This window comes from Capnocytophaga leadbetteri (assembly GCF_003054025.1).
Classification (GTDB): Bacteria; Bacteroidota; Bacteroidia; order Flavobacteriales; family Flavobacteriaceae; genus Capnocytophaga; species Capnocytophaga leadbetteri.
The window spans coordinates 1-15,939 of sequence record NZ_QBKG01000016.1 but is presented as its reverse complement, the minus strand read 5'-3'; the positions used below and the strand labels follow the sequence as shown (position 1 = coordinate 15,939).

Below are 15,939 nucleotides of genomic sequence, written 5' to 3'. Positions count from 1 at the left end.
TAGCATTTAAATGAAAAACAAACTCTACATACTCCCCACACTTATCGGCATAACCTTGGCGATAGGGATTATCTTGGGACGGCAGTTAGCTAATTTTTACATTCCGAAACCGCCACCACCCCTCCCCTTCCCTATCAGCGATATAGACACCGTGCCCGAAAACCCTTATAAGGTAAAACTCGGACGGCTGATAGACTATATAGAGGAGGATTATGTGGATAATGTAAATACCGATAGTATAGTAGACCTGACCATCAATAGTATATTGCGAAAGTTAGACCCCCACTCTACCTACATCTCGAAAACAGATATACAAGAAGTAGCCGAGACAATGAGTGGCAAATTTGTAGGGGTGGGCATCAGTTTCTATATGTATAAAGATACGATAGCCGTTATCAGACCTATAGAAGGAAGTGATGCTATGAAGAAAGGTATCCGTTTTGGCGACCGCATACTGATGGCTAACAAAGACACCCTCTTTAAGAAACGGTTAAGCATCGATAAGATAAAGAATATACTGAAGGGGGAAATGGACTCGAGGGTAGACCTGACCATATACCGAAAGAGCAAAGACAGTATTTTCAGAATTCCTATTGAGCGGAAATTTATACCTATAAAAAGTATAGATTGCTTTTACAAGGTGAACGATACGCTGGGGTATATACGAATGAACCGATTTGCCGAGACTACCTACAACGAATTTTCGACCGCCCTTAAAGCTCTTGAAAAAGAAGGGGTAAACAGCCTTATACTTGACTTGCGCAACAATAGCGGGGGTTTCTTAAATGTAGGCATACAAATAGCTGATGAGTTTTTGCCTAAAAACAAAATGATAGTGTTTACCAAAAACAACCGCAAAGAGATAGAAGAGACCTACTCTACTGAAGGGGGGCTATTTGAAGATAAGCCCGTGTTTATATTGGTAAATGAAAACACTGCCTCAGCCAGCGAGATAGTAGCAGGAGCGCTACAAGACAACGACCGAGGCGTGATAGTAGGTAGACGCACCTTTGGGAAAGGATTAGTACAAAGCGAAATGCCCTTACCCGATGGGTCGGCAGTACGGCTAACCACTGCGCGCTATTACACCCCTACAGGGCGGTCTATACAGAAGCCTTACGGTTTGGGACACCAGCGAGGCAGCTTTCAGATAGACAATGCTACCGTGCCTGACTCGCTGAAATTTACGACCCCTAAGGGAAAAGTAGTATATGGCGGTGGCGGTATTTACCCCGATGTATATGTGCCTATAGATATGAAGCCCGAAAGCTATTTAGTAAATGAAGTACTGCGCTCAGGACTGACCAATTTCTTTCTGTTTGAGTATTTAGACAGTCACCCATCGCTAAACAGCAAGCCCCATAAGGCATACTTTATAACCGACTATAAAGTGCCGAAAGAGATGCTAATGGCCTTTGCTAAATTCTTAAAAAATAGGCGCATCAACCTAAATTTTAGCAAGAACAGCAATGAGATAGCTAAACACCTGAAAGCCAGCTTGGCTGAAATATGGTTTAACAATAACGTAGCGGGGCTTATTAGAAATCAGCACGATTTTTACATAGATGAATGCCTGCACTACTACCACCACAAAAGCACCTCTGCTACTAAGAAAGCAGTGAAGAAGCAAGCAACAAAAACTAATAAAAAGAGTACAAAATAATATATGAGTAAGAATCTAACATCAAGAAGTGAAGACTATTCGAAATGGTATAACGAATTGGTAGTAAAAGCCGATTTGGCAGAGAGTTCTGGCGTGCGCGGCTGTATGGTAATTAAGCCTTACGGCTATGCTATATGGGAAAAAATGCAAGCCGAACTCGACAGAATGTTTAAAGAAACAGGGCATACTAATGCTTATTTCCCTATATTTATACCTAAAAGCTATTTTGAGGCAGAAGAAAAGAACGCTGAAGGTTTTGCTAAAGAATGTGCGGTAGTAACCCACTACCGACTAAAAACTGACCCTAATGAAAAAGGGAAGCTAATAGTAGACCCTGAAGCAAAATTGGAAGAGGAGCTAATAGTGCGTCCTACCTCAGAATCTATCATCTGGAGTACATACAAAAACTGGATACAGTCATACCGCGACCTACCTATCCTTATCAACCAATGGGCAAACGTGGTTCGCTGGGAAATGCGCACGCGCCTATTCCTGCGCACAGCAGAATTTTTATGGCAAGAAGGACACACTGCCCACGCTACTAAAGAAGAGGCTATAGAAGAATCGGAAAGAATGATGAATGTATATGCCAACTTTGTAGAAAACTTTATGGCAGTGCCTGTAATCAGAGGATTTAAAACAGAAACCGAGCGTTTTGCTGGTGCTGACGAAACCTATTGTATAGAAGCGATGATGCAAGACGGCAAAGCCCTACAAGCCGGTACTTCGCACTTCTTAGGACAAAACTTTGCTAAGGCTTTTGATGTGAAATACGCTACCAAAGACGGTAAGCAAGAGTACGTATGGGCAAGCTCTTGGGGGGTATCGACCCGCCTGATGGGTGCCCTAATTATGACCCACAGCGATGACAACGGCTTGGTATTGCCTCCTAACTTAGCCCCTATACAGGTAGTAATTGTACCTATCTACAAAGGAGCCACGCAATTAGAAAGCGTAAGAGAGCGCATCAGTCCGCTAATGGAGGCTCTCAGAAAGCAAGGTATTAGTGTGAAGTTTGACGACCGCGATACTCAATCACCAGGATTTAAGTTCCACGAATACGAACTAAAAGGCGTACCTGTACGCTTAGCTGTAGGGCAACGCGATTTAGAAAATAACACCTTTGAAGTAGCGAGACGCGACACCCTAACTAAAGAAACCGTAAGCGGAGATGACATCATAGCACACATTGCTCAATTATTGAAGGAAATACAAGAGAATTTGTACAAAAGAGCTTTAGCCTACCGCGACAGCCACATAACAGAAGTGAACTCGTACGAAGAGTTTAAAGAACTGTTAGAAACCAAAGGCGGCTTTTTTGCAGCTCACTGGGACGGCACTGCTGAAACAGAAGCTAAAATAAAAGAAGAAACTAAGGCTACTATTAGATGTATTCCTTTAGATGCCAAAGAAGAAAGCGGTGTGTGTATGTACTCTGGAAAGCCTTCAAACAAAAGAGTTTTGTTTGCGAAAGCCTATTAAAAGAGAAAAAAAATACTGAAAAAATTTGGTGGTTATGCTAAAAAAGTATACCTTTGCCTTATAATAATTAAAAAAACATAATTACGATGAAAAAAATCATTTTATCATTAGTAGCAGTTTTTGCTTTTGGTGCTGTATCAGCACAAAATTTAGTATCTTCTAAAGGAGAACAATATCTTCCAAAACAAGGAGATTGGTCTATTGGATTCAATGCAGGTAATGCTTTGGACTTTATTGGCAATGCTTTTAATGCTAACACTCGTAACAGTTCTGCAGATCTTTTTGAAGGACAAAACGTTCTTAACTTTGGGCAAGGAGTATTTTCTTCTACTGCTTCAGTAATTACTTTTGTAGGTAAAAAGTTTGATACTGACAACACTGCAACTCGCTACACAGCAAGCTTTAACTTCAACTTCGAAAAACAAAAAGATGTTGATGGTACTTCTCAATTTGGTTTAGTAGCTGGCTATGGTAAAGAGTGGAGAAAAGGTACTACCCGCCTACAAGGTTACTACGGTGTAGATGGTTTAGTAGGTTTAGTTTCTCCTGCTAAAAAACAATTCGGATTCGGAATTGGTGCACAAGGTTTTGCAGGGGTTGAATACTTTATCTTCCCTAAAGTAGCTCTTGGTGCTCAATACACTTATGGTGTAGGTTTAGAATATGCTAGCAACGACAGCAACAATAGAATAAACTTTAACATTGGAAATGCAAATGGTTTTGGAGTTATTTCTGCAACTCTTAACGCATACTTCTAATAGATACTGTCTGTTAGACTTTTAAAAAATTAGGGCTGATTCTTTATAGATTCAGCCTTTACTAATTATTAACATCCCCCCAGCCCCCTTCAAAGGGGGAGATGTGACTGTCAATATACACGAAAAAAGTTTTCGGATAGCTTACTTCAATTTTCACAAACCAATTCTAATAGACTATAACTATAAATAAAAAAATATGATTTGGGAAAAACTACTTTCGCTTAATAAATACGGCGACACTACTACAAGACTGCGTATTAATGAAGACGAAACGCGCTTGAGCTTTGATATGGACTACGATCGCGTGGTCTTTTCGAGTGCCTTTAGGAGTCTGCAAGACAAAACACAGGTGATTCCGCTTTCTAAAACAGGCTTTGTACACACACGTCTGACCCATAGTATAGAGGTATCGGTAGTAGGGCGGAGCTTAGGGCGTGCCGTAGGAAAGCATCTGCTAACGAAGTACCCTCATCTACGTGATTTAGGCTACCAAACCAACGATTTTGGCGCTATTATCGCAGCCGCTTCGGTAGCACACGACATCGGCAATCCACCCTTTGGACATAGTGGCGAAAAGGCTATAGGTGAGTTTTTTCAGTTTAAAAAAGGCACTGCTATTAAACATCTGCTCACAGAGGCTGAGTATGCTGACCTATGTAATTTTGAGGGGAATGCTAATGGTTTTAGAATCGTAAACGAATCGCGGTTGGGGGTTGAAGGAGGGTTACGCCTAACTTACGCTACGCTAGGAGCTTTTACCAAATATCCTAAAGAATCGCTACCCATTCAACCTACTAAAAATATAGCTGACAAGAAATACGGCTTTTTTCAGGGTGATAAAGCATTTTTTAAGGAAGTAGCCGATACTTTAGGGCTTATCTCTAACAGCCAACAAGGCGAATTGCGATACGCACGTCACCCGCTGGCTTTCTTAGTAGAGGCCGCCGATGATATATGCTATACTATTATCGACTTTGAAGATGGTATCAATTTAGGACTTATCAGCGAAGAGGTAGCCTTAGAATATATGGGGGGCATCATATCGGATAGAATACACCGCGACAAATACGCTAAACTACAGACCAAAGAAGAGCGCATAGCCTATCTGAGAGCTGTGGCTATAGGTGCTTTAGTGCAAGATGCTACCGAGATTTTTATAGAAAATGAAGACGCTATACTAAACGGCAACTTCCACCAATCGCTATTGAGGCTCAGCAAATACCGCCACCAAATAACCGATGTAATAGACTGTAGTGTGGAGCATATCTACCAATCGGACGAGGTAGTAGAGAAAGAAGTGCAAGGGTATGTGATTTTGCAGCATCTTTTAGACATCTTTTTTACTGCTATTATCAACTTCGAAAACGAAAGAGAGACCTCTTTTGATAAATTATTGCTAAAAAAATTGCCCGAAAAGTATCAGAAAAAAGGCAGTATTTACGACAAAGTGATGGGCATCACCTGCTATATAGCGAGTTTGACAGACAGTAAAGCGGTAGAATTGCACCTAAAAACGGCGAGTAGCGCTAAAAATATATAATTTATAAAATACTGATAATCAGCAGTAATAAAATAAAATTAAAAAAAAGTTGTAATTTTTTTGCCGAAAAATTTGCAGGTAATAAAAATTGTTGTACTTTTGCAACCGCAATGAAGAAATGAATTGCACATCACTAAAGGTCTGGTAGTTCAGCTGGTTAGAATACATGCCTGTCACGCATGGGGTCGCGGGTTCGAGTCCCGTCCAGACCGCTTCATAAGATTTAGTTGTGTTGTTTTGTGTAAATATTTTTACACGGGTTTATAGTAAACCAATGAAAGCTTTCCTTTGTAAGGAGAGCTTTTATTTTTTGTACTAATTATAAATTGTGAATTAGCAAATTATCCGTACCTTTGTCGCCCGAATCATTACGATGACAATGAAGAGTAAAGAAATACTTATAAAAGGAGCCAAACTACATAACCTTAAAGATATAACGGTAGGTATCCCTCGCAACCAATTGGTAGTAATAACAGGGCTATCGGGGTCTGGCAAATCGAGCTTAGCTTTTGACACCCTCTATGCTGAAGGGCAGCGCCGCTATGTGGAAAGCCTATCATCATACGCACGTCAGTTTTTAGGACGACTTGACAAACCTAAAGTAGACAACATCATCGGGATTGCGCCCGCTATCGCTATTGAGCAAAAAGTCAATACTTCTAACCCACGCTCTACGGTAGGTACTTCAACAGAAATATACGACTACCTAAAATTACTCTTTGCCCGTATCGGTAAGACCTACTCCCCTATCTCGGGCAACGAAGTGAAAAAACACACTGTAACTGATGTGGTAGAGACTGCCCTCGCCTACCCTGACGGCACTAAGCTGCTGCTATTAGCCCCTATTAGTATCCCTAAAGACCGCACTGTAGAACAAGTACTAAAATTGCTACTACAGCAGGGCTATGCGCGTATATTGCACCAAGGAGAAGTGATACGATTAGAGGAAGACAATCTACCTAAGAAATTAGGCAAATTTCAGTTAGTAGTCGACCGGATAGTGGTGCAGCACAACGAGGATTTTCAGCACCGATTGGCAGATGCTGTAGAAACCGCTTTCTTTGAAGGAAAAGGCGAATGTATGCTACAAGAAGTGGAATCGGAAGTACTAAAACACTTCAGCAACCGCTTTGAGATGGACGGTATCACTTTCTTAGAACCGAATGTGCATCTTTTTAGCTTTAACAATCCTTACGGGGCTTGTCCCGAATGCGATGGCTATGGTGATACGATAGGGCTCGACGAAGACCTTATCGTACCCAACACAGGGCTATCGGTATACGAAAACGCCATCTACCCTTGGCGCGGCGAAACAATGAGTTGGTTTCGCGACCAGTTGGTAAACAACGCTTACAAATTCGACTTCCCGATACACAAACCTTGGTATGAACTCAGTGCCGAACAACGACAATTAGTATGGGACGGCAATAAATACTTCACAGGGCTGACAGACTTTTTTAAAGAATTAGAAGAAAAGAGCTACAAGATACAAAACCGAGTATTATTAGCGCGCTATCGCGGAAAAACACGTTGCCACAGCTGCCACGGCAGACGACTTCGGAAGGAGGCTAACTACGTGAAAATACAAGGAAAAAGCATCTCGGATTTGGTAGAAATTTCTATAGAAAAGCTACAAGCATTTTTTAGAGAATTAACCCTTTCGCCCTATGAACAAGAAGTAGCTAAACGGCTACTGATAGAAATCAACAGCAGGCTACAGTTCTTAAGCGATGTAGGTTTGGGGTACTTAACGCTAAACCGCAAATCGAACACGCTATCGGGAGGTGAGAGTCAGCGTATTAACTTAGCAACCTCATTGGGCAGTAGTTTGGTCGGCTCGATGTACATACTCGACGAGCCGAGTATAGGACTACACCCACGCGACACTCATAGGCTTATAAAAGTACTGAAATCGCTGCGCGACTTAGGCAATACGGTGATAGTAGTAGAGCACGATGCCGACATAATGAAAGCCGCTGACTACATTATAGACATAGGGCCTGAAGCAGGTACCCACGGAGGGGAAGTAGTAGCTGCTGGCACTTATGAACAACTGCTAAAAGCTGATACTCTAACAGGGAAATACCTCAGCGGACGCTTAAGCATTGAACCGCCTAAGAAAAGGCGCACCTCGCCCCACTACATCAGTTTAATCGGTTGCCGCGAGAACAACTTGAAAAATATAGATGTGAGTTTTCCGCTGGATATGCTGACCGTAGTAACAGGAGTATCGGGTAGTGGCAAATCGACCTTGATAAAGAAGCTGCTCTATCCTGCTATGCAAAAAGAGCTAAATGCCAGCAACGAAAAAATAGGGCAATTCACCCGCATAGAAGGCAAATACAAGCAACTGCAAAGCGTAGAGTTTGTAGACCAAAACCCTATAGGCAAATCGAGTCGCTCTAACCCTATCACCTATCTAAAAGTATATGACGACATTCGCAACCTTTACGCTAACCAAAAATTGGCTAAGATGCGTAACTTTTCGGCTAAGCATTTTTCTTTCAACGTAGATGGAGGACGCTGCGAGGTGTGCAAAGGCGAAGGAGAGGTGACCATAGAAATGCAGTTTATGGCAGATGTGCACCTAACCTGCGAAGCCTGTGGCGGTAAGCGCTTCAAAAAAGAAGTGTTAGAAATAACTTACGAAGGGAAAAACATAGATGACCTGCTGAACACTACTATTGACGATGCCGTGGCTTTCTTTGCTGCTCATAAGCAAACAAAAATAGCAGAGAAACTCAAACCTCTACAAGATGTAGGTTTGGGGTACGTAACCTTAGGGCAATCATCTTCTACCTTATCGGGTGGGGAAGCGCAACGCATAAAATTAGCCTCGTTTTTATCAAAATCGGAGAGCAAAGAAAAGGTGCTTTTTATCTTTGACGAACCTACGACAGGCTTGCATTTTCACGATATACGCAAGCTCTTAGACTCGCTACAAGCACTGATAGAAAAAGGGCATTCGGTAATAGTGATTGAGCACAACTTAGAGATGATAAAATGTGCCGACTACATAATAGATTTGGGCTTAGAAGGAGGCGAAAAAGGAGGTTCTATAATAGCAAAAGGTACCCCCGAAGAGATAGCCAAATGCAAAGAAAGCTATACAGGTAGCGCCTTAGCTAATGACAAATGACAAATGTTTGTTGCTAATTGACAATTATTTTGCATTAGTAAGTAACTGCCTATGTATCAATGATTTAAGATGATTAAAGTTTTTTCGGTATCAAAAGGGTAACAAAATACGTATTTTACTGATTTACAACAACTTATAACACTAAAAAAGTTTAATACTTTTTTCTTATAATTTTAAAGGAGTTTATAAGTAAAAGTTATATTTATAGCTATTTTATTGATAATCAGATTTTACACCAAAATAGGCGTAAAATGTAAAACCACAAGCACCTGTAAGGAAGTAATACCAAACAAAGATACAAATCAGCACCACGAACCAAACGCAAAGCAGCCGCAACAAGGCACGAAAAGCAGCGAACAGGGTATTTGAAAAAACAGCAGTTTTTTCGATGCTTTAATAAGCAAAAAAGAGTGTTAGGGGCTTTGCAGCAAAATAAAGAGACCAGCAAGTAGGACACAAGCATCAGCAAGAAAAAGCAAAGGGACAAACATTATAAAAATGCTTGTCCCAAGTACAATAAAAAACTACACTAACATAAAATTATCAATCTTTATAAATACCCTCATTAGATAAAATAGCCTCAATGGTACGGGGCGACAAAAACACCCTTTCCGAAACCTCATCTATAACTGCATTTAAACGCCATTGAGGGTATTTTTTAACTAATTCATTAAAAAGGGTACGTACTTTCATATTACGTTCTTGCAGGCGGTTTTTGCGTTCGTTTTTACGTGTTTGTTGCATACGAAAAAGAAAATATTTGTAGTGTGCAAATGTATAAAATAAATCACGAACCAGCAAGGCACGGGGCTAATACAGACCACAAACCAACCTACCAGCCCGCAAAAAAAATATTTTTTGACACGTTTTGACTAATTTTGACTAATTTTTGTACCTTTGTACCCTACTTAAAAATATATTTGCGATGGGAAAAATAACAGTAAAACATTATCTTAATACAAGAGTAGCACCAAAAAAGGACGAAAGAGGAAATGATACATACCCTATTTTTTTTATGATTATCTTTAACAGAATGACCATAAGGAAAGAAACTATAATATTAAGGCTTTTTAATAGGGTAACAGAAGAGGACTTTAATAATAAAACATATAGTAAAATTATAAAGGCGGGGCTAAATTACGAACTAAATTTAATTTACAAAATCGTAGAAAAGTTTGAAAAAGATACTGAAAATAATACTGTATCAAAGAAATTTTTAAATTTTGATTATTCTTATTCATATTCAAGTAAAAACCAAAATCTTAACTTATTAAATTCATATATAAATTTTTATTCTTCTGCATTTATACCTGTTATATTCAGGTATGTAGATGATATTATAAGTAAGGAATTAGAAAAGAAATTAGACGATATTTTTAACTTTAAAGATTATGAAGATAATAAGTTTTATATAATAGAAATTTTAAAAGATAGCCCGTTATTAGACGGATTTCCAAAGAACAAATTTTTATTTAACAATATATCAGAAAGAGGAAAAAGAACAATATTTTTAGACTTTTGTTACAGTAGATTTGCAGAAAAAAGAGAAGCAAAAACGGGCTATTATGATACAACACTTTTTGAATGGTTTTTAGATTTTGATAAGATAAAAAAAGAGTATGTAAATTTTGTGTTAAGGGATAAAGAGATAATAAGAGAAAGCCAGATTGCGGGGATTAATTTGGAACAAGAAGCAAAAAAATATCAATTAGAAGAGTTGAAAAATATTATATCAGACCCTAATTTTATAGAAAAATATAAAATTGAGTAAAAAATATTTTTCTGAAAATCAAAGACTTAATAAATTTAAGTCTTTTTTTTTGCGCTTTTTTGTTGTTTGTAAAAAATATTTTTGTAGTTTTGCATCGACAAAATAACAATAATTAAACGACAAATATGAAGTACCCAAAAGGATTATTTAAAGAAGTCGCTAAAGCTACAAATATAAGTTATAACGCTGTGCGATATTATGCAAAAGGCAAAGGTAGTGACAAGCAAAAAGAAACCTTAGTATTAGAAGCTATTGAAAAGTTATTAAGTTCGTACCACGAACGCCAAAAACAAGCTACAGAACGCATTAAAGAGTTATTACAATGAGCACGCTACAAGTTACAGGCACTGCCATAGCCAAAAAGGATATATACGGGCATTTGCGCAAAGATTTAAAAGCCCGCAAAGGTGAGCCTTTGAAGATAATCAGCGAAGAGCATAAGCCTGTTTATATTGTAGAAAACAAAAGCGGGCAACGTTTTTCAGTTCGTGCAGGTATGATAATGTTAAACCAATAAATTTAAAACAATATGCAAAGATTTTTTTTAAAGAAAACCATCGTGTTAGACAGCTTTTGCAATGTGCAAAAAATTAAGTACCAGCTAATTATTTTTGGTTTGGTAGTGTTACAAATCGTTAAACTAAAAAATTAGAGTATGCAAGCAAACGAACAAGACAAAAACCAGCTAAAAGAGTTTAAAGAGGAATGGTTAAAAGCATTTACCCAAGAGGGTGAACGCCCTGTAAAATTCACAGGTTATATGGATTTATTTTGCAGTGTCAAAGCAATATTAAACGCTTGCAAAGATACTTTATTAGCAATTGAGAGTAACTCCAGCAACGAAAGTAACTACATAGATTTATACAACCTTATTGACCTTGCGGATAAGTTAATACCTTATGGTGATTTTGAAGTATTAGAAAAAATTAAATTTGGCAAAGCAATAAACTAAAAACAAAGAAGTATGTACAACGAATTAAATTTGGAAAACCTCCAAGAACCAATGGTAACGCTAAACAAAAAAGGCGAAGCACGGGTAACATTTAGTGATTACACAGAACTTTCAGAGACGGCAAAATCACTATTAAAATTATGTATGTCAGCTTTGTTTGAGATAGGTAATAAAAACGAAATAGACTGCAACACGTGGGACGTGTACAACGTTTTGAGATTAGCCGAACAGCTAATTATCCACGACGAAACCGAAGCATTAAACCTAATCAGAAGCCATACACATAACGCTTTAAACCACGAACCAGCACACAAATAAAACAGAATTTAAAAACCTTTTAAAACACGTTTAAAATGAATGTAGAGAAACAAGCAGTAAAAAAAATGCTTTCACTTATACCTACAATGGTAAAGGAAAGCCAAAAAACAGAGGAAGTAACGCAGCAAATTTTAGCGTTAAAAATCTATGAGTTAGAAACGTTTTTAAACCACGTTCTTACAATCATAGGGCAGGAGGAAAAAGAGCCACATTTGTATATAAACAAAGTAGGAAAGGCATAAAACCTTAAAACCTTAGTGAAAATGGAAAATATATCAATTGTACAAAATCAGACCTTAGAGCATATCCTTAAAAAAATGGATAAATTAGAAGTAATGATTAAGGATTTGCGGGCACGTAGAGGGCAGGAAATGCTAACACATAAAGAGGTGCAAATGCTGTTAAAATGTAGCCGTAACAAGTTAGAAGACTTAGTAAGAGACGGCTTTATCAAAAAGATACAGCCAGACGGCAAAGGCAAAAAAGTTCTATTTAAACGCTCCGAAATAGAACAATATATAGAAAATAATGAAAAAATAGGTAGTTCAAAATACTACATTCCAAAAACGGGGGCTTCTTGCTAAAATAATAAAAAAGGTGAAGCCCCCACCTAATTAGGTGGGGGCTTCTTGCTAAAATAATTAAAACATAATTGGAGGAATACCCCCTAAATGTTTTTGCAAAAGTATAACAAAAAAAATGATTGACAAAATAACTTTAAAGAAAAAAAACATTACTGATAAAGAATTAAAGCAAATAGCCTCAAAATCAAGGCTAAAGAAAAATACTAAAAACGGGGCTATTTACTATGATAACGGCGATACAAAGAATTTTAACGGCGGTTTTTTCATTCAGATAGACACAAGGGGGGCATTAACTGTATCAGGGTCAGTACATAAATTTTTTAATTTTGAAGCAACAGGCAAACTAACTAATTACAACAATATCACGATGCAGCAGGCACAACAAAGCATTACAAAAATATTGGAGTATTACGGGCTTAAAGGAATAGAATTACAAGTATATTATTTTGAGATAGGTATAAACCACGAAACAGAAGAGCCTACACATAAGATTTTAGAACGCTTTCAAACGCTCAATGGTAAAAAGCTATATTTTCACCCGCGTTTTAAAAAAGAAAGTTTAAAAACAACTGAAACAGACAAAGACAAAAAGCGTATTTTTCGTATGTACGACAAACTACACGAACTAAAAGAAAAGCGCCAAACACTAACAGGCGTTAAGAACTTAACACGATACGAAACTATTTATAAAAGGCAGGATATACCGTTACAGGAGTTTATCACCAACGAAAATTTAAAGCGTTTAGAAGAGGATTTTTATAAGGAAATACAAGAACTACAACCAGCCCCAAAAGTAGAATATATAGGCACGGGCAAGAGCTCAACCATAAAAAAAGAACTTGCAGGCGTTATCATAACATTAGGCACTGAAAAAGCAATGCAAATGATAAAAGAGCAAGATTTAACGCCAAAAGAATACAGAACACGTAGGGAGTTCATTAGAGATTGGTTTTCAAAAGAATTATACAAAGAATATAAACTAACAAAAGAAGAAAATAATATAAGAAATGAAAATGTTACAAATGCAGGTATTACCGCCACACCTAAAAGTAAAATACATTGGCAAAGGTAAAAGTTCAATGATAAAAAAAGAACTTGCAGGCGTTATCCTAATATTAGGCACTAAAAAAGCTATGCAAATGATAAAAGAACAGGATTTAACGCCAAGAGAGTACAGAACACGTAGGGAGTTTATTAGAGATTGGTTTTCAAAAGAATTTTATAATGATTATAAACTTATAGAAAATGCCCAGTGGGCAAAGTAAGTAATATTAAGTAAATCAATTAGTTATAAAATCATTTTTAAAAGAATGACTAATTTTGACACGCAAACTACAGCAAAAGGCGCATTAAATACCGCCTTTTTTAAAGTTAGGCAGCTTGTCGTCCACTGTCAGAATGACAGCATTATAATATAAATATCTAATAATCAATAAATTACATTATGACAAGAAAGGCAAAAAAAATTAGACTAAAAATTAGTCAAAAAAACACCCGCAAAAGCACCCAAAAAAACACCCGTACCCAGCAACGTAATAAGGAAATTTTAAAGTATTATAAACAGCTTATAAGGGAGTACAAGGGAATAACAATAGGGAAAGCCCTTAACGAATATATAAAACCAAAGTATGGGATAAGTAAAACAACTTTGCATAAGATACTAAGAAGTGCAAACATAAGGAAAAACACACCGCAAATACCTCCACCAGCAAAAAAAGATTTAATTTTCTGTATTAGCTTGTATTTTGGCATTCCAACAAAGTTCAGCATCACAAAGATAGATTTTAGAATGCATTTAAGCGATATAGTAAGGAAGCGCAAATTTATAGAGCGTGTAGTATCAGAAAAAGAAAAGCCAACCTTTGAAGCATATATTTATACATTACCTTTTATCAGCAAAGTAGAAGCAGGAAAGCGGTATTTAAACAGCGGGCACAAAGGTAATAAGCTAATAAATAAATACCTCCGTTTGCTTGTAGAGGAAATAAAGCAGGATTTTGAAGCAGGTAAATTACAGGTACAAACATACATTAAACCGCCAAAACCTCCAACCAAGCGGGACACTATTAGGAAGCTAAACGCCTATTATAAGAAGCACGGGATAAATAAACACATACCACTAAGAAAGCCCAGCAAAAGAGAGATATACAGCAAAATGTACAAAGACTATATACAGCACACAAAGGAACTATATAAACGCATTGAGGAACTAAGTAACGAAACTAATAACAAATAAATATTTTTTAGTATGAAACATTGGATTAATTTTTTAGACAAACGAACCAACGAAGCACAACGTTTGGGCAAAAGGGTAAATGCTTTAGATTTTGAGATATTAGAAGCACGCCAAAATTTAGAAATGTACGAAGCACAAAGGGTTACAGTAGAGGCACAAATTTACAGTATTATTGAGCCCCTTTATAACACCAGCGAGGAACGTATAGAAGCAGTAATACAAGCAAAGGAAAAGGCGCAAAAATATAATTCAGAACCTAAAATAAACCATATGCCTACACCCAAAAAGGAAAAACGTAATAGCAGCAATGATAACAGTATAAATGAAGCGCAAAGCTAAAAAGCACCACAACGCAAAAACGCCCAAAAGTATAAACAAAGGGCGTTTTTTTGCGCTTTTTCGTGTTAGGGGGTATATATACACCAAAAGGATAAAAACAAAGTTAAAAACGGGCTTATTTTAATTCTATTATTCTGACAGTCAAAAAGATATGACAAAATGACAGGTTTTAAAATATACCTGTCAAAATGTCGTAAATGATACAAAAATATGCAAATAATGTCCTATTAATTACCGAAAAATTGACTAATAACTACCGTTAAATGCATCAGAATTGACTTTTTGCCCGTTTTTTATGCTATTAATTACCATTAAAACAAATAAAAAGCGTATCTTTGCAGCGTCAATAATTAATAAAGTTATATCTTTATAAGCGGGGGGCGTGCAATCTCCCCCCGCTTTTGCAAAAAAAATTCCTACATCGATATATTTTTCCACGCAAAGCGAAAGCCCCAAAAAGCGGTATAAGTTTTTTAACTTGTGCCGCTTTTTCGTGTGTTTTTTAGAAAAAACATATACTTATACACCAGCAACCAAAAAACCGCTAAAAGCCCTGTATTTTAAGGAGTTTTTGAAACATTTAGCCCCGTACCTCAAAAACAAAATACCGTAATTTACCGTAATTATACCGTAATTCAGAAAGCAAAAAACGGGCGTTAAGTACTTGTATAACGTAATCAGCAAACAAAAAGCAGCATAAGAATAAACCGCAACGCTTATATTTATTTTAAAAATAGTTTAATTTTGGTTTTATTCAGAGAGTTAAAAATGAAAGTCCCTAAAATTGGGCTTTCATTTTTGTATTTAAACCAGCTGTATATTTTTCATTTTGGTAGGGGTGCAAAAATGTATTTTTTTGGCAAAAAAGCGGTTTTTTGATACTATTTTGATACCCAAAAAATAAAACGTTTTATAAATTATTGAAAATAAGCATTATACAGCGTTTTGCATAATAACTTACAGTAATATTGATACCCAAAAACCAAAAAACCGCAACCAAGCACCAGTAAGCACTTCGATACGGGTTCGTTCGTAGGGTATCAGTACCACACCAGCAAGCACGAACCTGTAATGAAGCAAGTAGCAACAAGCATCACCAACCAAGGGCAAAAGAACCAAGCATCAGCAAGCAGGAACCTGTAATGAAGCAGGTACTT

17 protein-coding genes and 1 tRNA gene are annotated in these 15,939 nt (G+C 37.3%); 17 read left to right on the top strand and 1 reads right to left on the bottom strand.

Annotation, left to right across the window (positions count from 1 at the left end; translation table 11 throughout):
* The first annotated feature begins 10 nt into the window (after nucleotides 1-10).
* The 6 genes from C8P65_RS10185 to uvrA all read left to right on the top strand — a co-directional run bounded on the left by C8P65_RS10185 (nucleotide 11) and on the right by uvrA (nucleotide 8,582).
* Complete coding sequence (locus C8P65_RS10185; protein WP_107782711.1) at nucleotides 11-1,663, top strand: S41 family peptidase; 1,653 nt, start codon at nucleotides 11-13, stop codon at nucleotides 1,661-1,663.
* A gap of 3 nt (nucleotides 1,664-1,666) precedes the next feature.
* Nucleotides 1,667-3,145, top strand: a complete 1,479-nt coding sequence (proS, locus tag C8P65_RS10180) for a proline--tRNA ligase (protein ID WP_107782710.1) — start codon at nucleotides 1,667-1,669, stop codon at nucleotides 3,143-3,145.
* 86 nt (nucleotides 3,146-3,231) lie between these two features.
* Nucleotides 3,232-3,903, top strand: coding sequence for a hypothetical protein (locus C8P65_RS10175; protein ID WP_107782709.1), 672 nt, complete (start codon nucleotides 3,232-3,234; stop codon nucleotides 3,901-3,903).
* Between the two features lie 196 nt (nucleotides 3,904-4,099).
* Nucleotides 4,100-5,443 (top strand): dGTP triphosphohydrolase, encoded by a 1,344-nt coding sequence (dgt, locus tag C8P65_RS10170; RefSeq protein ID WP_107782708.1) that lies wholly within the window; start codon nucleotides 4,100-4,102, stop codon nucleotides 5,441-5,443.
* Between the two features lie 138 nt (nucleotides 5,444-5,581).
* A tRNA-Asp gene (locus tag C8P65_RS10165) sits at nucleotides 5,582-5,655 on the top strand.
* Nucleotides 5,656-5,822: 167 nt separating this feature from the next.
* Nucleotides 5,823-8,582, top strand: coding sequence for an excinuclease ABC subunit UvrA (gene uvrA / locus C8P65_RS10160; protein WP_107782707.1), 2,760 nt, complete (start codon nucleotides 5,823-5,825; stop codon nucleotides 8,580-8,582).
* Between the two features lie 543 nt (nucleotides 8,583-9,125).
* On the opposite strand, the gene C8P65_RS10155 is transcribed toward uvrA, so the two are convergent.
* Entirely contained in the window at nucleotides 9,126-9,326 is a 201-nt protein-coding gene (locus C8P65_RS10155) for a hypothetical protein (protein ID WP_107782706.1), read from the bottom strand.
* A 181-nt stretch (nucleotides 9,327-9,507) separates the two neighbouring features.
* On the opposite strand from C8P65_RS10155, the gene C8P65_RS10150 reads away from it, so the two are divergent.
* The 11 genes from C8P65_RS10150 to C8P65_RS10100 all read left to right on the top strand — a co-directional run bounded on the left by C8P65_RS10150 (nucleotide 9,508) and on the right by C8P65_RS10100 (nucleotide 14,782).
* Nucleotides 9,508-10,353, top strand: coding sequence for a hypothetical protein (locus C8P65_RS10150; RefSeq protein ID WP_107782705.1), 846 nt, complete (start codon nucleotides 9,508-9,510; stop codon nucleotides 10,351-10,353).
* 125 nt (nucleotides 10,354-10,478) lie between these two features.
* Nucleotides 10,479-10,679: a hypothetical protein gene (locus tag C8P65_RS10145; protein WP_107782704.1), complete on the top strand. Its 201-nt coding sequence runs from the start codon at nucleotides 10,479-10,481 to the stop codon at nucleotides 10,677-10,679.
* Nucleotides 10,676-10,870 carry an SH3 domain-containing protein gene (locus C8P65_RS10140; RefSeq protein WP_107782703.1) on the top strand — a complete coding sequence of 65 codons (195 nt, stop codon included), beginning with the start codon at nucleotides 10,676-10,678 and terminating at the stop codon, nucleotides 10,868-10,870. Before C8P65_RS10145 ends, C8P65_RS10140 begins: the two co-directional genes overlap by 4 nt.
* 138 nt (nucleotides 10,871-11,008) lie before the next feature.
* Nucleotides 11,009-11,305 carry a hypothetical protein gene (locus tag C8P65_RS10135; RefSeq protein WP_107782702.1) on the top strand — a complete coding sequence of 99 codons (297 nt, stop codon included), beginning with the start codon at nucleotides 11,009-11,011 and terminating at the stop codon, nucleotides 11,303-11,305.
* Nucleotides 11,306-11,317: 12 nt separating this feature from the next.
* Nucleotides 11,318-11,623: a hypothetical protein gene (locus C8P65_RS10130; RefSeq protein WP_107782701.1), complete on the top strand. Its 306-nt coding sequence runs from the start codon at nucleotides 11,318-11,320 to the stop codon at nucleotides 11,621-11,623.
* Between the two features lie 35 nt (nucleotides 11,624-11,658).
* Nucleotides 11,659-11,865: a hypothetical protein gene (locus C8P65_RS10125; protein WP_107782700.1), complete on the top strand. Its 207-nt coding sequence runs from the start codon at nucleotides 11,659-11,661 to the stop codon at nucleotides 11,863-11,865.
* Between the two features lie 21 nt (nucleotides 11,866-11,886).
* Nucleotides 11,887-12,207 (top strand): helix-turn-helix domain-containing protein, encoded by a 321-nt coding sequence (locus C8P65_RS10120; RefSeq protein WP_107782699.1) that lies wholly within the window; start codon nucleotides 11,887-11,889, stop codon nucleotides 12,205-12,207.
* Between the two features lie 115 nt (nucleotides 12,208-12,322).
* Nucleotides 12,323-13,279, top strand: a complete 957-nt coding sequence (locus tag C8P65_RS10115) for a hypothetical protein (protein WP_107782698.1) — start codon at nucleotides 12,323-12,325, stop codon at nucleotides 13,277-13,279.
* A gap of 7 nt (nucleotides 13,280-13,286) precedes the next feature.
* Nucleotides 13,287-13,472, top strand: coding sequence for a hypothetical protein (locus C8P65_RS10110; protein ID WP_107782697.1), 186 nt, complete (start codon nucleotides 13,287-13,289; stop codon nucleotides 13,470-13,472).
* A 524-nt stretch (nucleotides 13,473-13,996) separates the two neighbouring features.
* On the top strand, nucleotides 13,997-14,443 hold the full coding sequence (locus C8P65_RS12010) for a hypothetical protein (RefSeq protein WP_146162932.1): 447 nt from the start codon (nucleotides 13,997-13,999) through the stop codon (nucleotides 14,441-14,443).
* Between the two features lie 12 nt (nucleotides 14,444-14,455).
* Nucleotides 14,456-14,782, top strand: a complete 327-nt coding sequence (locus C8P65_RS10100) for a hypothetical protein (RefSeq protein ID WP_107782695.1) — start codon at nucleotides 14,456-14,458, stop codon at nucleotides 14,780-14,782.
* Nucleotides 14,783-15,939 lie beyond the last annotated feature (1,157 nt).